Consider the following 23,332-nt stretch of genomic DNA (forward strand, 5'->3'; position numbering starts at 1 on the left):
TATCAGTCACGCGGAATTTTCGCTTCTTTGTCACGCAGACTTGATTTTTTTCGGTCAAACCTCGATATCGGGCGCATCTGAAGACACCAACCGGAGACCGTCATGACCGATGACACGACGAAAAACGGACCTGACGCAACTGCGGCCGACGCCGCAGCCGACGCTGCCGCCTACGTCGAGAACGAAACTGCGCAGCAAGAGCCCGCCCAGCCGGACCCGATCGAGCTTCTGAAAGCCGAAAACGGCGAACTGCGCGACCGTTATCTGCGCCTTGCTGCCGAGATGGACAATCTGCGCCGACGCACCGAGCGCGAGGTGAAGGATGCCAAATCCTATTCCGTCGCGGGTTTCGCGCGCGACATGCTCGCCGTGTCCGATAATCTGCGCCGCGCGCTTGATGCCATCTCTCCGGAGACCAAGGCTGCGGCCGATGCCGGCCTGAGCACGCTGATCGAGGGTGTCGAAATGACCGAGCGCGCCATGCTGTCGGCTCTCGAGCGCCACGGCGTTCGCAAGCTGGAGCCGGTTGGCCAGAAGTTCGATCCGAATTTCCATCAGGCAATGTTCGAGGTGCCGAACCCGGACGTGCCGAACAACACGGTCGTTCAGGTCGTGCAGGCAGGCTTCACCATTGGCGAGCGCGTGCTGCGCCCGGCCATGGTCGGCGTCGCCAAGGGCGGCCCGAAGCCGGCCGAAGCCGAAACCAACTCCGTCTTCGACGAGAAGGACGCCTGATATCCCTTCCTCCTGCCTGATGCAGAAGGAAAATTAAAGGATCAGATGCGGGCGAAGCGTTCGATCAGTAGATCGAAGAAGCCGTCCGCATCGACATAGCGCATGACCTTGGCATTGCGCCTGCGCTCGGTCACGTGCCACCAGTCGACGACCGTCATGCCGACGGTAAGTTCGGACTCGACCTCGATCTCGACATTACAGTCCCGGCCCTTGAAAAGCTCCGGCTTCAGCAGGTAGGCGACAACGGTCGGGTCATGCAGCGGCCCGCCGTCGGAACCGTATTTCTCGATGTCGAAGCGCTCAAAGAATTCCAGCATCTCGACCATGGCCTTTGCCGGCGCCGAGCCGATCTCGGCCATGCGCTTCACCCGGTCCTTGCGGGTCAGCAACTGGTGCGTCACGTCAAGCGGCATCATCACGATCGGAACGCCCGAGCGAAAGACGATATCGGCGGCCTCGGGATCGACATAGATGTTGAATTCGGCCGCCGGCGTGATGTTGCCGCCCTCGAAGAAGCCGCCGCCCATCATCACCAGTTCGCGGATGCGGGGGATAATGTCGGGCGCCTTCTGGAAGGCCATGCCGATATTGGTAAGCGGCCCGAGCGCACACAGCGTCACCGTGCCTTCCGGCTCGCGGCGCAGCGTCTCGATGATGAAGTCGACGGCATGGCCGGGCTGCAGCGCCATCGTCGGTTCGCTGAGTTCCGGACCGTCGAGCCCGGTTTTGCCATGCACATGTTCGGCGGTTACCAGCTTGCGGGCGATCGGCGCGTCGGCGCCGGCAAAAACCTTCGTCTCCGTCCGGCCGCAGAGCTCGCAGACGATGCGCGCATTGCGGCTGGTGAGCAAAAGCGGCACATTGCCGGCGACCGTGGTGATCCCCAGCACCTCCAGCTCATCAGGGCTGCCGAAGGCAAGCATGATGGCGGCCGCGTCGTCCTGGCCGGGATCCGTGTCGATGATGATCTTTCTTGCGCTTGCCATTCCGATCGTTCCATCCTCGCACTGCGTGTTATCGGGCATGCACCGATTTCTTCACGTCCCGTCACAAATCAGCACAATCCGCGCCGGCACGTTTTGATGCGAGGCAGCCGCCGCTTTGTCAAGGAAAGAGCCGAGTGCCGCCACCTTTAAATTGAAAGGGTGACGCCGCCACGTCGCATCCCATGCCTTGCAGCGCCGGGCTGCTCTCCCCATATTAGCGGCATCCGGATGCTGCCGTTAAGGTCCGGGATGGTCGCTTGCATCAAGGACTTGAAACGAGATGAGCCGCATTACCCCTTTCGCCAGCCCGCTGCTTCTGGGCTTCGATGCCATGGAAAAGACGCTGGAGCGCATTTCCAAGGCGAGCGACGGATACCCGCCTTATAATATCGAACGCATTGCCGCCGACACCGGCGCGCCGGAACGTCTGCGCATCACCCTTGCCGTCGCCGGCTTCAGCGAGGAGGAACTCGATGTCTCCATTGAGGAGAACCAGCTCGTGATCCGCGGCCGCCAGGTCGAACAGGGCGAGCGGGACTATCTTTATCGCGGCATCGCCGCCCGTCAGTTCCAGCGTACTTTCGTTCTTGCCGACGGCATGCAGGTGCTCGGCGCCGGCCTGAAAAACGGTCTGCTCTCCGTGGATCTAATTCGTCCGGAACCCGCGCGCATGGTCAAGAAAATTAACATTTCGGTCTCACAGTAGCACAACGGTTTGTCGAACCGTTGGTCCCTTCTCCCGGAGGAACAGGAATGTTGATGAAAGAAGCCACGTCTCACTTGACCAAATCCGAGCTTGCCCACATCGGCAACGGCGAGGTCGCCTATATCAGAAAAATGCGCACCGATGAGGTCGCCAAGTGCTTTCCCGAGGCGCCGGATATTGATCCGACCGTCGATCTCTGGGCACTCTTCGGCGCCGACGGCACGCCGATCCTGCTGACGGACAACCGTTCCAGCACCTTCTTTAAGGCTGCCGAGGACGAATTGAAGACGGTCAGCCTGCACTGACCGTCAGGACCGTCTGTCGCACTTCACTGCTTGCGGTGTGCGGTCGTTCTATTTGATTTAGCTGCGGTCGGGACGGATGTCGCGACATATGCGCGTCGCCTTCTTTCGACGCCTTATGTGCGATGACGTTGAAAATTCCAGGATTTGGTAGCAACTGCACCAGCCTTATAGAGTTATGGCAACTATGCAGACTTTGCTGCCGTTGCATCCATTCTGCTTACCGCGTCGCCAGCATCGGTAAGATCAAACCCCATCCGGTCTCCTGGGGTGGTCCAGACGGTTCGAAACCCAACTTCTTATAGACGGCTATCGCCCGTTCATTGTCTGGATGCGGATCGGTCGCGATCACAGGTGCTCCCTCATTGAAAAGAGCCTGCATCCTCATTCCGATAAACGCTGAGCCATGTCCAACGCCGACCATTTCGGGATCTCCGATATATTGATCAATTCCCCGCGACCCTTTGGGAAGGCCGGCAAAATGGTGATCTTCCCATCCGTGGACCGTGTAGTCCTGCAAGAACGCAAATGGCCGTTCGTCAATTGAAATGATCCAGCGAGCCACCCGAGGATCGACCAGTTCTGATTCACCATACGGCTCACCAGAACCCCACCATTCCAGGACATGCGGGTTCGACCGCCACGCTTTCAGTAAAGGAAGATCATCCAGGGTTGCTCTGCGAATCTCATACGGATTGGTCGCGAACATTAGATCACTCTAGCAGATTGTGCGGCGGTGAGGATGGGCCGAAAGCCGTCAGGTAGGCCACTCGAAGGCTTGATTGAGATGTCCTGCGCGTGACGGGCTCTCTTACGCGAACCGGACCGCCGTTCTCGCGCGCGCCTTTGCCGCTACCTCTTCGCGATCACGAGGAGGTTGAGACGTTTCCAACGAATCGAGCAGCTCGCGGGCGCATGCTGCGATCGAACTGACCGCGTGCTCGAATGCGAGCTCATTGCGCTTCGACGGTTTGGTCGCTCCGCTCACCTTGCGCACGAACTGGAGCGCGGCATCGTGGATCTCCTCATCCGTCGCTGGCGGATCGAAATTGAACAGGGGTTTTATATTTCGGCACATGACTTGCTCCCGGTCATTGTCTCTCTTCCATTTGAGAGGAGGGCGGCCAGCACAGAAAATAGTCGCGTGAGCGCCAATGGCAACCGGTCAAACGGAGGAACTCTCCGCGCCACAAGTGAGGGCGCAGCTCCTTTGATTCGGTCTGTTGTCGTTGTCAGCTTTAAAGCCGGATGATTCAGATCGAATCGACCTGAAACCTGAATTCGTCTGTTGATCGGAAAGCTGCCGTGGGGCGACGTCTCGCGCCGCCGACAGCGGCCATTTGTTCGAGACGGGTGTCTTTTCATGCTACAGACGAGTGCGTGTATTCCGCGCTGGCTTGGTCATGGCCGGCGACGAAAGGAGCTTGCATTGAACCAGTCGCAGCCAAATCGATTTCCATTTCACACACAGTGCCCGAGAGACGATGGATGCGGGGTCTTTGTCCTGCAGATGCTCACCGGCATGAGCTACGACGATGTGGCAGCCATGATCGATTGGGGCGACAAATCGGCGCATTATACCACCTGGAACGATCTTTGCGGCGTGTTGGCGGAGATCGGATGGTCGATCGAAGTCCCGATCAAAACCAGTCGATGGAGCGATATCCAGGGGGTCGCCATCGTCCACGTTCAGGGGGATCACTTCATGCTTTACGACGCGGAAAACGGTCTGTTCTATGACCCAGCAGAGATGGAAGGCCCAGGGGTGGGCAGCGATCGCGTTCCAACCAGCTATCTGACCGTATACCCATCGGCGCTAACCGCCGCTAAACTTAGCTAGAGCATGTCGCCCAAAAGTGTGCAGCGGTTTTGCGGCAACGAGATGCGAGAAACCAAGGACCTAAAGCGTGGCAAGCGAATCTGAAAGATCGCGCCGCGCTTTAGACCATCCTTCGGCGCGGAAATCCGTCAGGCCAGCGTCCCACGCGATTGCTCGCGCCGAGGAACATCATGGGCGCGTTCGCCGACTTGCCGGCAGCCTCAGATCTTCTTGAATGTCAGATAGGCCGAAGACCGGCCCTCGCGCCGCGCCTTGGCCTCGTAACGTGTGCTCGGCCAGCCCTCATAGGGGGTCAGCCAATCCGTTGCATTGTCGGCTATCCAGTCGAAACCGCCATGGCCGCGGCATTTGATCAGCGTCCAGTTCACATAGGTGTCGATGTCGGAGGCGAAGCAGAACAGGCCGCCGGGCTTCAGCACGCGATGAAAGCGGTCGAGATTGGTTTTCGAGACGAAACGCCGCTTCCAGTGTTTCCGTTTCGGCCAGGGATCGGGATAGAGCAGATCGATCTGATCGAGTGAGCGGTCCGGCAGCCAGTCGAGCAGCTGCGTCGCGTCGTCATTATAGACGCGGATATTGGAGGCACCGGTCTCGCCGATGCGCGACAGCAGCTTCTGCATGGAATTGACGAAGGGTTCGACACCGATGAAGCCGGTCGACGGCGTCTCCAGCGCGCGGTGGATCAGATGCTCGCCGCCGCCGAAACCGATTTCCAGCCGTAATCTTTCGACCGGAACCGGGAGGAGGGAAGTCAGCGGCTCCGGGGGAGCCGCTGTAAGATCGATCAGGAATGCCGGCAGGAGACTGTTCAGCGTTTCGGCCTGCTGTTCGCGCAGGGCCTTGCCCTTGCGACGACCGAAGAAGGCTTCGGTCGCCCGGCCGCGGCGTTCCATATCCGTCATGCTTTATCTCAGGCCTTTACGCTTTCCTTGAGCGCCTTCACGAGGTCGGTGCGCTCCCAGGAGAACGAGCCGTCGCGGCCGGCCTTGCGGCCGAAATGGCCGTAAGCGGAGGTCTTGGCATAGATCGGCTTGTTGAGGTCGAGATGGCGGCGGATACCGGTCGGCGAAAGGTCCATGTTCTTGCGGATAGCCGCTTCGATCTGATCCTCGGTGACCTTGCCGGTTCCGTGCAGGTCGACATAGATCGACAGCGGCTGGGCAACGCCGATCGCGTAGGAGATCTGGATCGTGCAGCGGTCGGCAAGGCCGGCGGCGACGACGTTCTTGGCGAGATAACGGGCGGCATAGGCGGCCGAACGGTCGACCTTCGTCGTGTCCTTGCCGGAGAATGCCCCGCCGCCATGCGGAGCGGCACCGCCGTAGGTGTCGACGATGATCTTGCGGCCGGTGAGGCCCGCATCGCCGTCCGGTCCACCGATGACGAACTTGCCGGTCGGGTTGATGTACCACTTGCAATCGTCAGCGATCTTCAATTCGCCGAGCGCTTCGCGGATATAGGGCTCGACGACGGCGCGAACCTTCTTCGAATCCCAGCTCTCGTCGAGATGCTGGGTCGAAAGCACGATCGAGGTCGCTTCCGACGGCTTGCCGTCGACGTAACGCACGGTCACTTGGCTCTTCGCGTCGGGGCCGAGCTTGGCGACTTCGCCGTCGCCCTTCTTGCGGGCAATTGCGAGCAGCTGCAGGATCTTGTGGGAATAATAGATCGGGGCCGGCATCAGGTCCGGCGTTTCGCGGCAGGCATAACCGAACATGATGCCCTGGTCGCCGGCGCCTTCGTCGCCCTGCTGGTCAGAAGCGCTGTCGACGCCCTGCGCGATGTCGGCCGACTGCGAGTGCAAGAGCACGTCGATCTTGGCCTTCTTCCAGTGGAAGCCGTCCTGCTCGTAGCCGATATCCTTGATGGCGCGGCGGGCGGCGGCCTTGAACTTCGACGGGTTGATGACGTCCTTGCCGTCCTTGTCCTTCTTCATCAGGCTCGGCGGCAGGCGAACTTCGCCGGCGATGACGACCCGGTTGGTCGTCGCCAGCGTTTCGCAGGCAATGCGCACGCCCCATGGATTGACGCCGGTCTTGGCCGCTTCGCGGTAGACCAGATCGACGATCTCGTCGGAGATGCGGTCACAGACCTTGTCCGGATGACCTTCGGCAACAGATTCGCTGGTAAAGAGATAATTCGCGCGCATTTCGGGATTCCCCTCAAAGAATAAAAGCCTGCTAGTAGGTACTCAGTTCGAGGGCCGATGACAAGCGCAGAAGGACATAAATATATCTTTATATCTGCGGCAAAGTGACAAATTTTGCCCCAAAAACGCAAAAAAGGCGGCCTTTCGACCGCCTTTCGAATTCTGTGATGGTCTTGGTTCAGTCGGCGTCGGCTTCAGCGGCGAGCGCCTTCACCAGCTCCACGACCTTGCGGCGAACCTTGGGATCGGAAATCTTGACGAAGGCGCGATTGAGCTGCAGTCCTTCCGAGGAGGAGAGGAAATCGACGACGTAATTCGAGCTGGAGGCTTCCATGCCGCCGCCGGCGGTGGAATGTTCGCCGGGCGCGTCCTCGAAGAAAAACGACACCGGAACATTGAGGATGTTCGAGATGTTCTGCAGGCGGCTTGCGCCGACGCGGTTGGTGCCCTTTTCGTATTTCTGGATCTGCTGGAAGGTGATGCCAAGGCTTTCGCCAAGCTTTTCCTGGCTCATGCCCAGCATCGTACGGCGGAGGCGAATACGGCTGCCAACATGGATGTCGATCGGATTCGGCTTCTTCTTGTTTTCAATCATGGTCGTGCCCTAGCTAAGAATTTCAACCTGTTTCTAACCGGCATGCCCCTGATCCATCCCAAAACGCCACGTTGCAAGCGGTGAGGAACCCACCTTCAAACATACGTTAAGAACGCCGATTGACATCACTATGCAATTTTAGGGGTTTTTGGTCAATTCAACCCGGAAATAAAACCTCTGCGAGAAATTAGCGCAATCAAAATCAGCAGCGCCTCGGTCAACCAGAAGTATGTTTGCCGGGGGAATGTCGTTCCGACTCCATCGCCGTTGCTATCGAGCGTTGCATCGACGAAGCCGGTTTCTCCAAGATCGAGGCCCGCAATAATTTCCCCATGCGCATTCACCAGCGCTGAAATGCCGCTATTGGCGTCGCGAATCAGCGGCAGGCCGGTTTCAACAGCCCGTATCCGCGCCTGTTGGAAATGCTGGTAGGGGCCGGGCGTCGTGCCGAACCAGGCATCATTGGTGATATTGAGGATCGCGTTGGCGTCTTTTATGTCACCGGTCATTTCGCCGGGAAAAATGATCTCGTAGCAGATCAGCGGATAGAGATTGAGCCCGCTGGGCAGCGCCAGCAAGTGCCGGCTTGCCGCGGCCGAAAAGCCGCCCGGAATCTCGACGACGTTCTGGATGCCGAACTCGGTGAGCACGTCCTCGAAGGGCAGATATTCGCCGAAGGGCACCAGATGCACCTTGTCGGACGCGGCGATGATCTGGCCGCGTCCGTCGATCACGTAGATGGAATTATAGTAGCGCGGCGGCGTGCCTGGTCCCATCTCCTCGGCGCGAACGGCGCCGGCGATCAGGATCTGATTGTCGTCGAGCGTATCGGCAATCCGCGTCAGCGCATCCTGATTGTCGGTCAGGATGAAGGGGATCGACGTTTCCGGCCAGACGATGATATCGGGCTTGCGCCCGCCATTCTTCGGCGCTTCAGCCGAGAGTTTCAGATGCGTCTCGAAGATCGCGGCGCGGTCGACGTCGTTATCCATTTTCTCTGTCTGGTCGATCGCCGGCTGCACCAGCCGCACCACCGGCCGCTTGTCCTCAGGTAATGCGTCCGGCCGCGGCGCGAGATGGAGAGCGTAAGCGCCATAGCCGAGATGGGCGGCAAAGAGGAGGGCGGCGAGCGCGATGCCCGTCCGTGCCCCTTGCCGCGTCCCGGCAAGGGCAGGCGCGGAAAAGACGAAGACGGCAAGGGCCGTTACCCCCATCGCCCCGATCACATGCGCCGACTGCATCATCAGCGGAACCGGCATGATGCCGTAGCCGATGGCGTTCCAGGGAAAGCCGGTGAGGATGACGCTTCGAAGCCATTCCATCAGCCCGAAGCTTGCCGCAAGCGCGGCGATCCGCCCCATGCCATCAGACCAGACGATGCGGGCAAGGGCGGCTGCCAGGCCGTAGAAGATCGCAAGACAGGCCGGCAGCCCGAAGATTGCCAGCGGTAGCGCCCAGGCGAATTCCTCCTGATCGACCAGCAGCGCATGGCCGAGCCACCAGAGGCCGGCGACGAAATAGCCGAAGCCGAACAGCCAGCCGGTGGCAAACGCCGGCCACAGCCTGCCGATCAGGCCGCTTTCAGGCGAAGCCGCCGCCCCGTCGATCAGCCAGACGAGCAGCGTGAAGGAAACGAACATCGCCGCGAAAAAGCCGATAGGCGGCAGCGCCAGAACCGCGAATGCCCCGGCGGCGATAGCCAGCAGCGACCGTTTGAAACCCCAGACGAGGATAACCCTGTCCGCAAGCCGCTCCATGCGCACTCCCATCAAACCGCGAATCAACCCATTCGCAGTCTTTCAAAAAAGCGGCTCTTTGTCCCGTCAGTTGGGTCGCCATTGCGCGCATGAGCGCAGGCTTTTGGCGCAAACATCAGCTTCGCGGAAGCCCGCCGACGCATAGCCATGGGCTGTGAGCGAATGCTGACGGCCGAGGGTGACAAGTGCGGGGCACACTTCCCATGTTGGGGTATGGTCTCACTGATGGAAGCTGGATGATGACGGGTGAAGAGAGCCGTGAGCGGCCGCGCAAGATCGTGCATGTGGACATGGACGCCTTCTACGCATCGGTCGAGCAGCGTGACAATCCGGAACTGCGTGGCTTGCCGGTTGCCGTCGGCAGTCCTGCTGCCCGCGGAGTGGTGGCGGCAGCCAGCTATGAGGCCAGAGAGTTCGGTGTGCATTCCGCCATGCCTTCGGTGACTGCGCAGCGGAAATGCCCGGACCTAATCTTCGTCAAGCCGCGCTTCGATGTTTATAAGGCCGTCTCGCTGCAGATAAGGACGGTCTTTGCCGAGTACACGCCGATGATCGAGCCATTGTCGCTCGACGAGGCCTATCTCGACGTCACTGAAAATCTCAAAGGCATGGAGATCGCCACCGAGATAGCCGCGGAAATCCGCGCCAAAATCAAAGCAACCACCGGGCTCACCGCCTCGGCCGGCATTTCCTACAACAAGTTCCTCGCCAAGATGGCATCCGACCAGAACAAGCCGGACGGCCAGTTCGTCATCACGCCGAAGAACGGCCCGGCCTTCGTCGAGCGCCTGCCCGTCAAGAAGTTTCATGGCGTCGGGCCGGCGACTGCCGAGAAGATGCAACGGCTCGGGATCGAGACCGGAGCGGACCTCAAGGCGAGAACGCTCGACTTCCTCGTCGAACATTTCGGGAAGTCAGGACCGTATTTTTATGGCATCGCCCGCGGCATCGACAATCGTCTGGTCAGACCGAACCGGGTGCGGAAATCCGTCGGTGCGGAAGACACTTTCTCTACGGACATCCATTCTTATGAACCCGCGCGCGAAGGGCTTCAGACGCTGATCGAAAAGGTATGGGGCTATTGCGAGGCCAATGAAATTGGCGCCAAGACGGTGACGCTCAAGGTCAAATATGCCGACTTCAGCCAGATCACCCGCAGCAAAACCCTTCCGGCACCTCTGCCGGCACTCACCGATCTTGAGGAGGTGGTCGACCTGCTTCTTGCGCCACTTTTCCCGCCGCGAAAAGGCATACGACTGCTTGGCGTGTCGCTGTCTTCGCTGGAACGGCAAAGGTCTGACACGACGCCGCAGTTGCGGCTGGCGCTCTAGACGCCAAGCATTGGCTGGAAGGGAGCGCTCGACTGCCGCCTGTCCCGCGGGAGGGGCCGCAGGATTTCTTCCTCAGGTACCAACCTGTCGAGCCAGAGCCATGCGTTGCCGAGGCATCGGCGCGAGAGTCCCGGCAAGAGCCCTTTATGCCCTAACCGAAGACAAGGTTCTTGGCTCTTTCTGCTTGTGGCCACTTGCAGCACGGTAGGCCGTCAGTTTCACAACAAGGACCGTAACATGCTTCTACCCGTGGAGAATAATACCGTTGCTGCTCGGGGCACGGACAAACTGGTGCATGGCGCCGAGGTCGCCTCGGCTTCGCCGATTATCGATTGGCTGGCCGGAGACGAATGCCATGCGCTGGATGAAGCAGGGGTCATTTCAGGACTGGGCTGCCGACTTCGAGCAATTGGAGTTCCAGTCGACCGATTGGCACTCTACCTTATAACGCTGCATCCGGAATATTTCGGTAGGAGCATTGCCTGGACGGAGGGAGAACCCGTCGATATCGAGGATCGCCAACACGGGACCATTAGCCTGGCGTTCATGGATAGTGCAATATCTCACGCAATGCGGACGAGAAGAACCGTCGTGGTCGGTCGTAGCGGCGTCGGAGCAAGCTGGCAGTGTCTGAGGACCTTCGCGGATCGCAACCTCGAGCAATTGATCGTCTCACCTCTCTGCAATTCCGACGGCCCGGTTAGCACCGCCTCTTTTGCAACGCAAAAACCGACCGGCTTTACCGACATTGAGCGCCAAATCATTCAGCGCGTTTCGCCGGCGCTTCGTAACGTCTGTGAACTGCTGACGCTTCGAAAAGTGGGGAACACCATGCTTGATACGTACATCGGCCCCTACACGGCGCAACGTGTTCGGGCTGGCCACATACGGCAAGGCGAGGTTGAGTCCATCGACGCGGCGCTGCTGCTTTGCGACCTGCGGGGTTTCACCAAACTTTCCAACCGCCTGCTACCCCAGGAGGTCATGCAATTCGTCAATTGTTACTACGATAGGGTCGTACCGTCGATTACAGGCAACGGTGGTGAAGTCGCCAAGTTCATGGGAGATGCAGTTTTGGCCTTCTTCCCGGCGTATAGCGCCGAATGGGCGGCAGCGTCCGCTTATAACGCCGCGATAGAAATCTCGACCCGAACGGCAGAAGCCACCGGTATCAAGATGGATGTTGGCATCGCGCTGCACTATGGCATCGTCAACTATGGAAACATCGGGTCCGGCGGCCGTCTTGATTTCACGTTGATCGGACCAGACGTCAATCTGGTGAACCGGATACAACATGTTTGCAGCGAGGAAAGTCGCCAGTTGCTGATGTCGCGTTCATTTGTGGAAGCACACACTGGTTGTGAGCGCCTTCCCATCGGGCATCGCCAATTGAAGGGTTTCGAAAGACCCGTTGAGCTCTTTCAAGGCCCAGAGTTGGATCGCAAACTGACGATCGACGTGCCTCATTCCGGAAGGATGCGAATATGCTCGATCCAAACCGGGGTGCGAACCACGCTAATTCCGCTGCTGTCGGTCATCGTGGTATCCTTTCATAAGCCGGCGGTGAGAGACTTCAACGATCAAGTTCCGAAGGTCGAAGCTGATGCAGCAATCAGACCAACGCAGGACCTCCTTCAGTGACCTCGGCGGTATTCGTCGGCACGGACGGCGTGATGCGTTCATGCACGTGAACTGTCGGCGTACGATCGATCAACAGACTGAGCAGTTCGGGCCGGCTATAATGTCCGCGTGAATCCATCAGCTGTTTGCGTTTGTCGATCAGGGTGAAGTCGAGATCAGCAATCACTATGCCTTCGCCTGAGCGCAATGGTTCCCCGATCAAGCTGCCGTCCGGTGCGACAATCGCGGTAAAGCAGCCGCTGGAAATCGGACCAATACTGCAGCCGGTGTCTTCCATGACCTGTGCCTGTTGCTGCGGGTCGAGCCAGGCTGTTGCATTGACGACGAAACAACCGGATTCCAGCGCGTGCTGCCGGATGTTGACAGCCATCTGTTCGGAAAACAGATCTCCCCCAAACGAACCGGGATACATTGCCGAGTGAATTTGCTCGCCATCAGCCATGAGCGCGAAGCGCGCAAGCGGATTGTAATGCTCCCAGCATGCGAGTTGGCCGATACGTCCCACCGCGCTGTCGACAGCCCGAAGGCCAGACCCGTCGCCATATCCCCAGATCATCCTTTCATGGAAGGTCGGTGAAATCTTGCGGCGTCGCTGCAACAAAGTACCATCGGCATCAAACAGCAACTGGGTATTGTAGATCGTGCCCGCGTCACGTTCATTAACCCCTATGGAAACGACCACCCTCGCTCGCTTACAGGCTTCAGCGATGGCGCGTGTGGTGTCAGATGGGATGGTGACCGATTGATCCAGCAATCGCAGGTGCTCTTTTCCTGTCCGCAAATCATAGGCGGACTGGACGAAGGAGAAATACGGGTAATACGGGACGACCGTTTCGGGAAAGGTCGCGAACTGAACCCCCTTGTCACCAAGGTCGGCGATCTTGGCGACGACTTTGTCGACCGTTTCTTCACGGCTGTAAAGCGAGGGACTGATCTGGACCGCGGCGGCCTTTACGATTGTCATTGCCAACCTCAATTCTGTTTCATGATCACACGAGGTGTGATGCTCACGTCGTCACGATTGTCAGATGGTTTCGCCCGTAAAATAAGCGTGAGCTCCTCGGTGCACGGGGATCAGCCCGTCGGGTGCGACGGCAGGTCTCGGCAGTAGGTTTTTGTGCTCGGTCAGTGTTTGCGCGACGGCGTAGGCATGACTGTCCGGAAAATCCGTTCGGCTCACCAGCACGTGGCTGTCGAACGACACGATGAGCCTTAATGGCAGATTGCGGATATCGGCGAAGGGGGGGGCGGCGGCGAAGAGCGCCTCGGCGCTCTCCCTCGTCATGATGGCGATATCCTGCTGACGTGTGCCGATGAGGACCCCGACGCGCCGTGTGTCAGCGGCGCGGATCAGTCTTGCGCGCGAAGCAGGCAGAAAACGCTCCAGCACCTCTACTGCCGATTCCGACAGGTCACTCGCTACTGCGTCGTCTCTCTGGCCGACGAGCAGAAGGCGGTACCGGCGGTAAGTCCGCGTCAAGCCGTCGGGTTCCATATCGACGAACCAAAGTCCGGCGGGCCTGTGGTGTGTCTCGGTGGTCGTAGCCGCCGGACGGAACCCCGTAAGCACTGAAACGGCTAAGCCCGTGCCTAAGGTCAATAGGGTGCGGCGTTGCATGATCATTGCTCCTTGAACACGTCGCGATTCAAGATCGCCGTAACCCCCACATTGGGGTAGTCGACGACCTGCGCTATGTTTAGGTCGACAGCGACACTGGTCAGAACGTACGCCTGCTCACGGGTGAGTCCCTTGGTCTTGACCAGAAAATCGATCATGTTGAGCGTGGCGTTTCGCGCTGCTAGCGTGAGATCCTCCGAGAGGTTTGCGAGCGGAGCAATCTTCTCACCGCCAAGGTAGGTCTCAAAAACAGGCAGTTCGCCTTCACTCTTAACCGGGAGACCTGAGATCGCGTAGAAACTCGATGGCGCAAGCTGCTTGAGCTGTGAACCGCCTTCGAAATGCATTGTGGTCTGAAGCTTGGCGCCACCTCGTCTGACCTGGGCTTCGAGTGTCACCCTACCACCGGTCTCGATGGCGGTTCCGGCCACCTCGCCGCCGCCCATCGCAAAGTGGACGTCACCGGCAAACAGGCCACAACCGTCGATGAAGCATGGCAACAATATCGTCGTACCGACAATTGTTTCCCTGGCGTCAACATTCCCTCCGTTCTCACGCGGTGGAACGGTGCGTAGGCATTCGGACTTTGCTGTGCCATCGACGCCACAGAGATCTGCTGGCAGCGCTTCAACTGGCTGCGGAGTCAGCACCGCACCTCCTGCATCGGCAAGCTCCTGCTCGCGCTTAAGCCATTTTTGAAGTTCTTCCTTGTCTGGAAGCACACCAATGGTACCCATGAAGGAGTTGTTTGGTACCGAGATGCCGGGCATGTCTTTGGAGCGTGCTTCCAGGCGGTTCAGATCCCAGTGAACAATGTATGGATCGGTGAACATATCTCTCAGGAAACCAAATCCCGGAACGACCGTGGTCGTCCCGAATTCGTCAGGCTCGATGTCCACCACTGTCACGGCAATCGAATCGCCCTTCTTGGCCCCTTCAATATAGACGGGGCCCGTCAGGGGGTGGCAGCGGTTCAGGTCGACGGCCGCGACGTCCTCCGCGGTCGACGAAAAATCAAGGTCGGAATCCAGCCCATCACGGGTCTCGAGAATGAATTTCTGGCCGGGCTTCACACGGGCAACCGGCTTAACCGCGTAGTGAATTCGGTTAAAGCAGTTTGGATCATCCTTGCAATGTTCGCCCGACTTCGCGACGATTACCGGCTTTGGCCCCTTGACGTCACTGGTGTCCGCGAAGGCACCGCTGCCAACAAGGAACATCGCAACTGCAGGTGCAGCACATGCAAATTTTGACCTTACGCAGTGTGCTGGGATGCGAGGAACCGCAGCCCACTTGCTGATCTTTTGCGAGGGCTCCTGAAACCCGTTGAAATTTCTGGAAACCGCAGCTGAAGTCTTTCGATAGTCGATACGGCTGTTCATGGCAATTTCCTTCCATTTAGAGACGAGGAACGCAGCACGCAAAAATATATCCCCGCGAATTCGAGGTTTATTTCGCGATAGGTTCGTCGATGCTTTGACATGTTGGCGAAAAGAGCGTGCCGCATATGCAGCGACGATCTTCTTCTGTTTTATTAGCATCGAGATGTTGATAGAAGGACCATGATTAGACTTCATTATTAGTCCATGAGTGCGTTGCGTCACACCAGGGCCATCACGTACTCTTTCGCACGCAGCCTCGGCAGGCCAGGGCATGTCCCGCAACCCACCTGCCAGCTGCGAAAGGCTCAGATAGTCGTTCTGAATGAAGACATTGCCTCCCATGGGCCGCCACCGCCGCGGTTCAAGTTGGGCGTTGGCTGAAGGTCGCTGACGAACGAGTTGTTGTCAGATTTGGCAAGCTTGGCGCGATAACGATCGAAGTCGACAGCGCTGAAAGTTGACCCTGCGAGTTTTAGCCGACCCACCATTGTCGATCAGTAAGTTGGCACCGCGATCAGATCGGGATGGAAAGAGGCAAAATGTTCCCGGACCAATTGATCCGTGTTGCGTCTTATTGAAGCAAGCTCATTGACGTGCGAGCCTGTTCCTTGGACCGAGAATATCGCTACGTTATGTAGGCCGATCATGCCTAGGATTGCTGTTAGGTATGGCGTGAGAAAGTCGGGTTGTTGCGGGTGCTCACCGGAGAATCGACCGCCCGAGGAGATGGCGACGAAGACGGGGCGATCCTGTAGCGTCCCGACCTTTCCGAACTTGGCGATATTGAAGGTCCTCCGCGTTCGAACGATATGATCGATCCACAACTTCAAGGTCGCGGGGAGCGTCAAATTATGCATTGGCGTAGAAATGACCACGACGTCCGCAGTTTCCAGCTCCAATATCAACTCCTCAGACTTGGCCATGGATCCGAGTTGAGACACGTCTTTGGAGGAGCCTTGGGAAACCGCGTAATCCTCGTCGATCGGCGGGATGGCGCCTTGGCCAATCACACGGTCGATTACCGTTGCGTCGGGATCGCTCTGCCGCAACTGGCTGATGATCTGTTGTGAGAGTCGATAGCTCTCGGATGCTTCCCCGCGAGGACTGCAGCTGACATGAAGCACTCTCATTGGATCCACTCCTGATCTTGCGCGGCACCGGCCGCATTAATGAGCGTACAGGCCGGTCAAAGCAGACCCAAGGTCCAAGAACGGTAAACGAATCTGGACCATCAACGCCGTTGCAGGGACCGGCGCTTACGACACTCAAGTCGCAAGATCAGTGACCTTCATGCTGTCGGTTCACTGGACGATATGGTACAGATCTTTGCAGCGAAGCTGAAATGACGACTGGCCCATGACCGTCGCGAAGAGCAACGACTTCCCGCCACTAGATCCGAACGCAGGCGTGCCTTTCTATCGGCAAATCTACGATCGGTTCCGCGCCGCCATTGCGTCGGGCCTTTTGAAACCCGGGGACCGGATACCCTCGGCGCGGGCGCTGACAAAAGAACTCGGTTTGGCAAGAGGTACGATCGAATCGGCATATTCTTTGCTCGCAGCCGAGGGCTACATCGAATCACACGGTCAAGCAGGTACCGTTGTAACACCGGGCCTCAGTACGCTCACGCCTGATCCTGTCCCAGCCCTGCAGCAAATAGGCAATGCAGCGGAGGTTAGTTTTCGTCCTGATTCCATTTTGCCGTTCCAGATGGGCTTGCCAGCCCTCGATGCATTTCCTCGGAAGATCTGGGCGCGGCTGGGCGCGGGATGCGTCCGCGCTATGCAGCCGTCTGATATGGTCCATCCTCCAATATATGGTCTACCCGCACTGCGAACGGAGATCGCAACTTACCTGCAGGTTTCGCGAGGAATTGGCTGCTCGCCTTCTCAGGTATTCATAACATCAGGCTATCGCCACACCATAGAACTGATCGCCGACACTTTGTTGAAGGCAGGAGACCACGTCTGGCTTGAGGATCCGGGGTATCCGCCAACGAGAGAGATATTCAGACACATGCAAATCACGACCGTCCCGGTGCGAGTGGATCAAGACGGGATGGTGATATCCGATGGCTTGAAGGCGGCCCATGGCGCTGTTGCAGCCGTTGTGACGCCCGCACACCAAAGTCCACTGGGCATGTCTTTGATTTTGCCGCGGCGATTAGCGCTCCTGGACTGGGCCGCGAAAAGTAAGTCTTGGATTATCGAGGACGACTATGACGGCGAGTACCGCTACGTTAGTCGTCCGCTGCCCGCGCTAAAGAGCTTGGATCGCAATGGGCGTGTCCTCTATTCCGGCACCTTCAGCAAGGTTCTCTTTCCGGGTCTTCGACTAGCTTATCTTGTCGTCCCGGAAGATCTGGTCGAGCGGTTTGAGCATATCAGCCAAACTTTAGCGGGAGGGAGTCCTGAGCTTACACAAGCCATCGTCACCGCGTTCATCAAAGAGGGGCACGTCGCGCGCCATATCCAACGGATGCGAAAACTTTATGCTCAGCGCAGGAAAGCAACGGCGATAGGCCTCGAGACGGTCCTTGGAAAGCACATGAGCATTGCCTCCCAACCAGGTGGGATGCACTTGATTCTCCAGCTGAAAAACCAGCAATCAGACCGCTTGCTTTCAGCGCGTATGCGAGAAAGCGGACTCTACGCCGAGGCCTTGGCCGATTGGACGATGCTTTCGGAAGCGCCAGCGGCCCTGCTCGTCAACTTTACGAACATTGGGAGCCAAAGCGTGGCGGAGCACCTCGCAAAGCGGATATTGCAACTCATGTGAATAGTGAATTTTCAGAACTATTGTGCGGCAGGGCGCGATCTTGCCGTCAGCGGCAGCTCCAAGGGCCGCTCCTTCAAAAAGAAACGATCGCCTTTTGCCGGTAGTGTCCATCAAGGATTGCATGGCCCAGTGCGCAAGTTGCTTCATGGCCCTTCTCGACTGGTGCGAGATTGGACATGATCCGTCCTACAGTCGCAACATGGATTTCTTCATGGCGGATCGCATTGATTGTGCCAGTGCTTCCCCTGACGGTTTCAACGCCTTCGCGGGCGTTCGCGCCGCTGTTGAGAAGAGCGACCTTCCCAAGCAACTGTTCAATCTGGTTTATCTACGAGTTTCGCAAATGAATCGCAGTGCGCTTTACGTCGACGTACATTCCCGCAGTCTCCTGGAGTTAGGCCTGACCGTTGAAAAGCTCGGGCAAGTGCCCGTATGGCGAAACGCTGGTCACCTATTCAACGCCCGCGAACGAAGCGCGCTGGCGTGGGCGGAAACCGTTACACGTGTCGCCGAAACCGGCGTTCCTGATAGCGATTATGAGGCTGCTGCTGTCGAATTCAGCAACAAGGAACTAGCGGACCTGACATATGCGATTGCCCTGATGAACGCTCTGAATCGAATCGGGATGGCGTTCCGCTCGACGCTCTCTGGAAAAGCTTGAAGCAGCCTCGCCGGTTGTTCAGATTTTGCCAACGCATCCATTGGCCAAATGTGCCTTGGATTTTGCGCGACAGTGTCGCGACAAACAGACGTGACCACAACTAAAGGGTACCCCCGATGACATCGACTTTTCCGCCCGAGCTCCTCGCCTTGCGTGCCTCGATAGACAACATTGACGCCGCGTTGATGCATATGCTGGCTGAACGTTTCCGTTGTACAAAGGCGATTGGGGCGCTCAAGGCTAGGCAAGGCCTCCCCGCCTCTGATCCCGAGCGCGAACAATCACAGATCCAAAGACTGCGCTCACTCGCATCGACATCGGGTTTAGACCCTGACTTTGCCGAGAAATTTCTGACCTTCACGATCAACGAAGTGATCCGACACCATCGGGCAGCCGCGGCAAGGTAGATCGCGACGCAGCGCTCTTAGAAGGTCTCGTTCGGTGTCTGAAAGGACAGTATGCTCCCCACCAAGATGATCTCGATGATGCTGACGGGTTTCGATATTCGATAATTAGTCAGGCTTTTCGCTTGAGGCTCACCGTAAGCCAGACCTGAAGCGGCCGCGTGCAATTTCTCGACCGGCTTCTCGCCGCCGGCTTCAAACCACGCCCAGACACCAAAGGACAAGCCTTGATCACGGCCTCGGGCAGGCCCAGCGCTTCTCCAACATCCCGGATCGCGCCCTTCTGTCAGTTAGCGGTCGATTTCGCCGGCCGGTCGTCGCCGGCCTCGGAGCCGGGAGCAGCGTCGCCATCCGTCTTGGCGCGGCGGCGGATCGCGTGGCGCTTGCGGGTGATGCGCAGCCGCTTGATGCGGCGCGGATCGGCGTCGAGGATGTGGAATTCGAAGCCCGGCAGCGCCTGGACGACCTCGCCGCGCACCGGGATGCGGCCGAGTGCCGAGAAGATCAGGCCGCCCAGCGTATCGACCTCGTCGACTTGCTCGCTGATGTCGAAATCCGGCCCGATCGCTTGGGCGATCTCTTCCAGCTCGACGCGGGCGTCGGCGATGAACATGTCCTCGGCGACGCGCTTGAACATCACCTCTTCGTCATCATGTTCGTCGTCGATGTCGCCGACCACCATTTCGACGATGTCCTCATGCGAGGCAAGCCCGTCGGTTCCGCCATATTCGTCGATGACGAGCGCCATCTGCGTGCGGTTCACCTGCATTCGGCGCAACAGGTCGGACGCCAGCATCGACGGCGGCACGAACAGGATCTTGCGGATGATGCCGGCTTCGGCCAGCGTCTTTTGCAGGTCGACGCGGGCGAGATCGAAATTCTGCTTGGCCGAACGCGTGGTCTTCTGGATGTTTTCGGGCGCAACCTCGATCGCCGGCACGACAGCGGCGGGTTTCGTCGGGCCACGGCGCTTGTTGCGCGCCTGCTTGGCGACATAGGAGAGCAGGTCGCGGATATGCACCATGCCACGCGGATCGTCGAGCGTATCGGCATAGACGGGCATGCGCGAGCGGCCGGATTCCTCGAAGAGGATCATCAGCTCGCCGATGGTGATGTTCTGGTCGACCGCCTCGATATCGGCGCGCGGCACCATCACGTCGGCGACGCGCACCTCGCGAAAGCGCAGGATGTTGTTGAGCATCGCCCGTTCGTCGGGCGAAAAGGCGTCGTCGCCAGCCGCATCGGTCATCAGCGCGTCGGCGAGATCCTCGCGCAGTCGCGAGCCCTGCTGCGGGCGAAGGATGCGCGCGGCGCGCGACCAGAAGGATTGTGATCGGCCGGATGGCCGACTACTACTGCCTGCCTCGTCCGAAGAGGAGGATGGCTCGGAGTCCTTGGCGTCTGCCGCCGGCTTCGTCGTAAAGTCGCTCATGGTTCCATTTTAAGGTCTTGACCCTCGTAGGGATCAGATAGGCCGAGCTGCGCCAAAATGCGAGTCTCCAACCCCTCCATAATTTCGGCTTCGGCACTATTCATATGGTCGTAGCCCAGAAGATGCAAGAAACCGTGCACCAGAAGATGGGTCAGGTGGTCGTCGAAACTCTTTTCGAGCTCGGCCGCTTCCCGCTCCAGCGTCTCCCGGGCGATGATGATGTCGCCGAGCATCGGGCCGGGCATCTTGCCGGGTTGAACCGGAAAGGCCGGAAAGGAGAGCACGTTGGTCGCCTTGTCCTTGCCGCGCCATTCGGCGTTGATGTCCTGGATCGAGGCATCGTCGGTGAAAACAAGCGAAACCTCGGGCGGCATCGTGGGGAAGGGCTGCTTCTCGCTGTCGCGGAGATAGACCACTGCTGCGCCGAGCACACGTTCGCAAAACGACAGCAGCGTCTCCTCGCCGGGCCAGCCGATGTCCTCGACGCTGATCTGGATGTCGAGTTCGGCCATTAGCCCTGCCGGCTGACGTCTTCGGCGACGGCATAGGTGGAATCATAGGCCCTGACGATGCGCCCGACCAGCGGGTGGCGGACGACGTCGGTATCCGTGAAGCGCACGATCGAGATGCCTTCGACACCGTTCAGAAGCTGCAGGGCCTCGACGAGGCCGGATTTGACGCCGCGCGGCAGATCGATCTGGCTCGGGTCGCCGGTGACGATCATCCGTGCATTCTCGCCGAGACGCGTCAGGAACATCTTCATCTGCATCGACGTCGTATTCTGCGCTTCGTCGAGGATGATGGCGGCATTGGCAAGTGTGCGGCCGCGCATGAAGGCGAGCGGCGCGATTTCGATGACGCCGGCGGTGATCGCCCGGTCGACCTTGTCGGCAGGGATCATGTCGTAGAGCGCATCATAAAGCGGGCGAAGATAGGGATCGACCTTTTCCTTCATGTCCCCGGGCAGGAAGCCGAGGCGTTCGCCGGCTTCGACGGCCGGGCGCGACAGGATGATCTTTTCGACCGCGCCGCGCTCCAGCAGCTGGGCGGCATGGGCAACCGCGAGATAGGTCTTGCCGGTGCCGGCCGGGCCGACGCCGAAGACAAGCTCGGCGCGTTCCAGCGCCCTGATATAGGCGTCCTGGGTTGGCGTGCGGGCGATGATCGTCTTCTTGCGGGTGGAAACCTGCGCCATCGTCAGCTTGGCCTTGCGTTCCATGGTCGGCAGGCTGAGCTGATCGTCGGCGGCGACCGCCATGCGGATTGCACCCTCGACGTCGGATCGTTCCACGCTGCCGCCTTTCTGAAGTTTTTCATAGAGATAGTCGAGCGTGCGCCGCGCCTGGTTGGTGGTCACGATATCGCCGGTGATAACGACCGAATTGCCGCGTGCCCGCGCATCGATGTTCAGCCGTTGCTCGAGCAGCTTGAGGTTCTGGTCGAATTGACCGAAGAGCTCGCTGGCGAACCGGTTGTTCTCGAACGTCAGGACGAAGTGATTGGTATCGCTCGGCGTGCGGGGGTGGCGCGGTGAAGAAGAAACCAATTCTTGTCCGTTCAAGCGGTCGGGCTCCTTGGGTTAGACCGCAGCCTCTGCGCGTTCCGCAAACAGGCTGTTTGTTCCGGTCCCTGTGATTCGCACTTTAATAATGTCACCGATTTGCGATGCTTTTGCATCAACATTCACGGATTGAAGCCAGGGAGAGCGTCCGATTAGCTGTTCCGGCATGCGACCGGGCTTTTCGAGCAACAGGTCGATCTCTTTGCCGATGCAGGATTCGGCAAATTCCTGCTGCTGCTTCAGGAGAAGCATTTGCAGGCGTTCCAGCCGTTCTGCCTTGATCTCTTCCGGCACCTGGTCCTTCAGCTCCGCACCGGGCGTGCCCGGCCGTGTCGAGTATTTGAACGAGAAGGCCTGTGCATAACGGACCTCCTCCACAAGTCTCAATGTATCCTTAAAATCCTCATCTGTCTCCCCCGGAAAGCCGGTGATGAAATCGCCCGACAGGGCAATGTCCGGCCGCACCGTGCGAATGCGCTCGATCAGCGCCAGATATTCGGCCGCCGTGTGACGCCGGTTCATCGCTTTCAGGATGCGATCCGAGCCCGATTGCACCGGCAGGTGCAGATAGGGCATCAGTGCGCTCAGGTCGCGATGGGCATTGATCAGGCGGTCGTCCATGTCGCGCGGATGGCTTGTGGTATAGCGCAGCCGTGCCAGGCCGGGGATCTCGGCCAGCCGGTAAAGCAGGTCGCCGAGGCTCCACGCCTCGCCCTGCGGCCCGGCGCCGTGCCAGGCATTGACGTTCTGCCCGAGCAGGGTGATCTCGCGCACTCCGCTGTCGGCGAGCTTTTCGGCTTCCTCGACGATCTGGGAAACCGGCCGCGACACTTCCGAGCCGCGTGTATAGGGCACGACACAGAAGGTGCAGAACTTGTCGCAGCCCTCCTGTACCGTCAGGAAGGCGGTGACGCCGCGGGCGCGGATCCTTCGGCTCTCGGCGATCGGCAGATGCTCGAACTTGTCCTCGATCGCATATTCGGTATCGACGACGCGCTGGCCTTGTTTGGCCCGAAGCAGCGCTTCCGGCAGGCGATGATAGGTCTGCGGGCCGATGACGACGTCGACGGCGGGTGCGCGGCGCAGGATCTCCTCGCCTTCGGCCTGGGCGACGCAGCCGGCAACGCCGATCATCATCTCCCGTCCATCAGCCGCTTTCTTCTTTTTCATCTCGCGCAGCCGCCCGAGCGCCGAATAGACCTTCTCGGCCGCCTTCTCGCGGATATGGCAGGTGTTGAGGAGAACGAGGTCCGCCTCTTCCATATCTTCGGTCGGCTCATAGCCGTCGCGGGCGAGCGCATCGCTCATGCGCATGGAATCGTAGACGTTCATCTGACAGCCATAGGTCTTGATGAAGACCTTGCGGCTGTTGCTGCCGTCGCGGAGGCTGTCGCTGGGAATTGCCTCGGGGGCCTGAAGAAGGGCGCTGTCCTGTGTCATGGCGCGCTATTTAG

General features: G+C 59.0%; 24 protein-coding genes and 1 pseudogene. 10 read left to right on the plus strand and 15 right to left on the minus strand.

The window, feature by feature from the left end; translation table 11 throughout:
* The first annotated feature begins 102 nt into the window (after positions 1-102).
* A complete protein-coding gene (grpE, locus tag A6U98_RS05405; RefSeq protein ID WP_018244488.1) occupies positions 103-735 on the plus strand; it encodes a nucleotide exchange factor GrpE in 633 nt (210 codons plus the stop codon).
* Between the two features lie 41 nt (positions 736-776).
* Here grpE and A6U98_RS05410 read toward each other — a convergent pair whose 3' ends face one another.
* A complete protein-coding gene (locus A6U98_RS05410; protein WP_064648697.1) occupies positions 777-1,721 on the minus strand; it encodes a nucleoside hydrolase in 945 nt (314 codons plus the stop codon).
* A gap of 280 nt (positions 1,722-2,001) precedes the next feature.
* On the opposite strand from A6U98_RS05410, the gene A6U98_RS05415 reads away from it, so the two are divergent.
* Positions 2,002-2,427 (plus strand): Hsp20 family protein, encoded by a 426-nt coding sequence (locus A6U98_RS05415; protein WP_003544836.1) that lies wholly within the window; start codon positions 2,002-2,004, stop codon positions 2,425-2,427.
* Between the two features lie 47 nt (positions 2,428-2,474).
* Entirely contained in the window at positions 2,475-2,732 is a 258-nt protein-coding gene (locus tag A6U98_RS05420) for a DUF1150 family protein (protein ID WP_003556039.1), read from the plus strand.
* A 217-nt stretch (positions 2,733-2,949) separates the two neighbouring features.
* Here A6U98_RS05420 and A6U98_RS35470 read toward each other — a convergent pair whose 3' ends face one another.
* Positions 2,950-3,438 carry a GNAT family N-acetyltransferase gene (locus A6U98_RS35470; protein ID WP_082933845.1) on the minus strand — a complete coding sequence of 163 codons (489 nt, stop codon included), beginning with the start codon at positions 3,436-3,438 and terminating at the stop codon, positions 2,950-2,952.
* 102 nt (positions 3,439-3,540) lie between these two features.
* Entirely contained in the window at positions 3,541-3,807 is a 267-nt protein-coding gene (locus A6U98_RS05430) for a DUF2277 domain-containing protein (RefSeq protein WP_017995848.1), read from the minus strand.
* A 351-nt stretch (positions 3,808-4,158) separates the two neighbouring features.
* On the opposite strand from A6U98_RS05430, the gene A6U98_RS05435 reads away from it, so the two are divergent.
* Positions 4,159-4,569 (plus strand): hypothetical protein, encoded by a 411-nt coding sequence (locus tag A6U98_RS05435; RefSeq protein ID WP_348627429.1) that lies wholly within the window; start codon positions 4,159-4,161, stop codon positions 4,567-4,569.
* A 200-nt stretch (positions 4,570-4,769) separates the two neighbouring features.
* On the opposite strand, the gene A6U98_RS05440 is transcribed toward A6U98_RS05435, so the two are convergent.
* The 4 genes from A6U98_RS05440 to lnt all read right to left on the minus strand — a co-directional run bounded on the left by A6U98_RS05440 (position 4,770) and on the right by lnt (position 9,070).
* Positions 4,770-5,471 (minus strand): tRNA (guanosine(46)-N(7))-methyltransferase TrmB, encoded by a 702-nt coding sequence (locus A6U98_RS05440; RefSeq protein WP_064648421.1) that lies wholly within the window; start codon positions 5,469-5,471, stop codon positions 4,770-4,772.
* A gap of 8 nt (positions 5,472-5,479) precedes the next feature.
* Positions 5,480-6,718, minus strand: coding sequence for a methionine adenosyltransferase (gene metK, locus A6U98_RS05445; protein WP_064648422.1), 1,239 nt, complete (start codon positions 6,716-6,718; stop codon positions 5,480-5,482).
* Positions 6,719-6,896: 178 nt separating this feature from the next.
* A complete protein-coding gene (locus A6U98_RS05450) occupies positions 6,897-7,313 on the minus strand; it encodes a helix-turn-helix domain-containing protein (RefSeq protein WP_064648423.1) in 417 nt (138 codons plus the stop codon).
* A gap of 152 nt (positions 7,314-7,465) precedes the next feature.
* Positions 7,466-9,070 (minus strand): apolipoprotein N-acyltransferase, encoded by a 1,605-nt coding sequence (lnt, locus tag A6U98_RS05455; RefSeq protein WP_064648424.1) that lies wholly within the window; start codon positions 9,068-9,070, stop codon positions 7,466-7,468.
* 22 nt (positions 9,071-9,092) lie between these two features.
* Here lnt and A6U98_RS37485 point away from each other — a divergent pair.
* The 3 genes and pseudogenes from A6U98_RS37485 to A6U98_RS05465 form a co-directional block, all read left to right on the plus strand.
* Positions 9,093-9,303 (plus strand): annotated as a pseudogene (locus tag A6U98_RS37485) (hypothetical protein); the annotation flags it as partial.
* 6 nt (positions 9,304-9,309) lie between these two features.
* Complete coding sequence (dinB, locus tag A6U98_RS05460) at positions 9,310-10,401, plus strand: DNA polymerase IV (RefSeq protein ID WP_064648699.1); 1,092 nt, start codon at positions 9,310-9,312, stop codon at positions 10,399-10,401.
* 237 nt (positions 10,402-10,638) lie between these two features.
* The gene (locus A6U98_RS05465; RefSeq protein ID WP_245304482.1) at positions 10,639-12,042 is read left to right on the plus strand and encodes an adenylate/guanylate cyclase domain-containing protein; all 1,404 of its coding nucleotides are present in this window, start codon (positions 10,639-10,641) and stop codon (positions 12,040-12,042) included.
* Here the strand turns inward: A6U98_RS05465 and A6U98_RS05470 are convergent.
* The 4 genes from A6U98_RS05470 to A6U98_RS05485 all read right to left on the minus strand — a co-directional run bounded on the left by A6U98_RS05470 (position 12,014) and on the right by A6U98_RS05485 (position 16,172).
* On the minus strand, positions 12,014-13,006 hold the full coding sequence (locus A6U98_RS05470) for a nitrilase-related carbon-nitrogen hydrolase (RefSeq protein WP_064648425.1): 993 nt from the start codon (positions 13,004-13,006) through the stop codon (positions 12,014-12,016). The genes A6U98_RS05465 and A6U98_RS05470 overlap by 29 nt on opposite strands.
* A 60-nt stretch (positions 13,007-13,066) precedes the next feature.
* Positions 13,067-13,660 carry a hypothetical protein gene (locus tag A6U98_RS05475; RefSeq protein ID WP_245304483.1) on the minus strand — a complete coding sequence of 198 codons (594 nt, stop codon included), beginning with the start codon at positions 13,658-13,660 and terminating at the stop codon, positions 13,067-13,069.
* Positions 13,661-13,662: 2 nt separating this feature from the next.
* Positions 13,663-15,384: an acetamidase/formamidase family protein gene (locus tag A6U98_RS05480; RefSeq protein ID WP_245304484.1), complete on the minus strand. Its 1,722-nt coding sequence runs from the start codon at positions 15,382-15,384 to the stop codon at positions 13,663-13,665.
* Between the two features lie 152 nt (positions 15,385-15,536).
* Positions 15,537-16,172: an NAD(P)H-dependent oxidoreductase gene (locus A6U98_RS05485; RefSeq protein ID WP_064648427.1), complete on the minus strand. Its 636-nt coding sequence runs from the start codon at positions 16,170-16,172 to the stop codon at positions 15,537-15,539.
* A gap of 226 nt (positions 16,173-16,398) precedes the next feature.
* Between A6U98_RS05485 and A6U98_RS05490 the strand changes: the two genes are divergently transcribed.
* From A6U98_RS05490 to A6U98_RS05500, 3 genes are all read left to right on the plus strand, one after another.
* Positions 16,399-17,820: a PLP-dependent aminotransferase family protein gene (locus tag A6U98_RS05490; protein ID WP_064648428.1), complete on the plus strand. Its 1,422-nt coding sequence runs from the start codon at positions 16,399-16,401 to the stop codon at positions 17,818-17,820.
* 211 nt (positions 17,821-18,031) lie between these two features.
* Positions 18,032-18,481, plus strand: a complete 450-nt coding sequence (locus tag A6U98_RS05495) for a carboxymuconolactone decarboxylase family protein (protein ID WP_064648703.1) — start codon at positions 18,032-18,034, stop codon at positions 18,479-18,481.
* A gap of 116 nt (positions 18,482-18,597) precedes the next feature.
* Complete coding sequence (locus tag A6U98_RS05500; RefSeq protein ID WP_064648429.1) at positions 18,598-18,888, plus strand: chorismate mutase; 291 nt, start codon at positions 18,598-18,600, stop codon at positions 18,886-18,888.
* 283 nt (positions 18,889-19,171) lie between these two features.
* Here the strand turns inward: A6U98_RS05500 and A6U98_RS05510 are convergent, their stop codons facing one another.
* From A6U98_RS05510 to miaB, 4 genes are read right to left on the minus strand one after another with little or no spacing between them, the layout of a single operon-like run.
* Positions 19,172-20,317, minus strand: coding sequence for a hemolysin family protein (locus A6U98_RS05510; RefSeq protein ID WP_064648431.1), 1,146 nt, complete (start codon positions 20,315-20,317; stop codon positions 19,172-19,174).
* Positions 20,314-20,829 carry an rRNA maturation RNase YbeY gene (ybeY, locus tag A6U98_RS05515; protein WP_029873916.1) on the minus strand — a complete coding sequence of 172 codons (516 nt, stop codon included), beginning with the start codon at positions 20,827-20,829 and terminating at the stop codon, positions 20,314-20,316. The genes A6U98_RS05510 and ybeY overlap by 4 nt, the downstream gene beginning before the upstream one ends.
* Positions 20,829-21,878, minus strand: coding sequence for a PhoH family protein (locus A6U98_RS05520; protein ID WP_003544862.1), 1,050 nt, complete (start codon positions 21,876-21,878; stop codon positions 20,829-20,831). The genes ybeY and A6U98_RS05520 overlap by 1 nt, the downstream gene beginning before the upstream one ends.
* Positions 21,879-21,896: 18 nt before the next feature.
* Complete coding sequence (gene miaB / locus A6U98_RS05525) at positions 21,897-23,318, minus strand: tRNA (N6-isopentenyl adenosine(37)-C2)-methylthiotransferase MiaB (protein ID WP_064648432.1); 1,422 nt, start codon at positions 23,316-23,318, stop codon at positions 21,897-21,899.
* Positions 23,319-23,332: the final 14 nt, after the last annotated feature.

This window comes from Rhizobium sp. WYCCWR10014 (assembly GCF_001657485.1).
Lineage (GTDB): Bacteria > Pseudomonadota > Alphaproteobacteria > Rhizobiales > Rhizobiaceae > Rhizobium.

Bases quoted from the DNA above. Each gene is read 5' to 3' on its own strand.
- metK (WP_064648422.1), bottom strand. From the start codon at position 6,718: ATGCGCGCGAATTATCTCTTTACCAGCGAATCTGTTGCCGAAGGTCAT.
- A6U98_RS35470 (WP_082933845.1), bottom strand. From the start codon at position 3,438: ATGTTCGCGACCAATCCGTATGAGATTCGCAGAGCAACCCTGGATGAT.
- A6U98_RS05440 (WP_064648421.1), bottom strand. From the start codon at position 5,471: ATGACGGATATGGAACGCCGCGGCCGGGCGACCGAAGCCTTCTTCGGT.
- dinB (WP_064648699.1), top strand. From the start codon at position 9,310: ATGACGGGTGAAGAGAGCCGTGAGCGGCCGCGCAAGATCGTGCATGTG.
- miaB (WP_064648432.1), bottom strand. From the start codon at position 23,318: ATGACACAGGACAGCGCCCTTCTTCAGGCCCCCGAGGCAATTCCCAGC.
- A6U98_RS05430 (WP_017995848.1), bottom strand. From the start codon at position 3,807: ATGTGCCGAAATATAAAACCCCTGTTCAATTTCGATCCGCCAGCGACG.
- A6U98_RS05475 (WP_245304483.1), bottom strand. From the start codon at position 13,660: ATGCAACGCCGCACCCTATTGACCTTAGGCACGGGCTTAGCCGTTTCA.
- A6U98_RS05470 (WP_064648425.1), bottom strand. From the start codon at position 13,006: ATGACAATCGTAAAGGCCGCCGCGGTCCAGATCAGTCCCTCGCTTTAC.
- A6U98_RS05510 (WP_064648431.1), bottom strand. From the start codon at position 20,317: ATGAGCGACTTTACGACGAAGCCGGCGGCAGACGCCAAGGACTCCGAG.
- A6U98_RS05485 (WP_064648427.1), bottom strand. From the start codon at position 16,172: ATGAGAGTGCTTCATGTCAGCTGCAGTCCTCGCGGGGAAGCATCCGAG.
- A6U98_RS05415 (WP_003544836.1), top strand. From the start codon at position 2,002: ATGAGCCGCATTACCCCTTTCGCCAGCCCGCTGCTTCTGGGCTTCGAT.
- A6U98_RS05480 (WP_245304484.1), bottom strand. From the start codon at position 15,384: ATGGGAGGCAATGTCTTCATTCAGAACGACTATCTGAGCCTTTCGCAG.
- A6U98_RS05490 (WP_064648428.1), top strand. From the start codon at position 16,399: ATGACCGTCGCGAAGAGCAACGACTTCCCGCCACTAGATCCGAACGCA.
- A6U98_RS05495 (WP_064648703.1), top strand. From the start codon at position 18,032: ATGGCGGATCGCATTGATTGTGCCAGTGCTTCCCCTGACGGTTTCAAC.
- A6U98_RS05450 (WP_064648423.1), bottom strand. From the start codon at position 7,313: ATGATTGAAAACAAGAAGAAGCCGAATCCGATCGACATCCATGTTGGC.
- A6U98_RS05420 (WP_003556039.1), top strand. From the start codon at position 2,475: ATGTTGATGAAAGAAGCCACGTCTCACTTGACCAAATCCGAGCTTGCC.
- A6U98_RS05465 (WP_245304482.1), top strand. From the start codon at position 10,639: ATGCTTCTACCCGTGGAGAATAATACCGTTGCTGCTCGGGGCACGGAC.
- A6U98_RS05500 (WP_064648429.1), top strand. From the start codon at position 18,598: ATGACATCGACTTTTCCGCCCGAGCTCCTCGCCTTGCGTGCCTCGATA.
- ybeY (WP_029873916.1), bottom strand. From the start codon at position 20,829: ATGGCCGAACTCGACATCCAGATCAGCGTCGAGGACATCGGCTGGCCC.
- A6U98_RS05410 (WP_064648697.1), bottom strand. From the start codon at position 1,721: ATGGCAAGCGCAAGAAAGATCATCATCGACACGGATCCCGGCCAGGAC.
- grpE (WP_018244488.1), top strand. From the start codon at position 103: ATGACCGATGACACGACGAAAAACGGACCTGACGCAACTGCGGCCGAC.
- lnt (WP_064648424.1), bottom strand. From the start codon at position 9,070: ATGGAGCGGCTTGCGGACAGGGTTATCCTCGTCTGGGGTTTCAAACGG.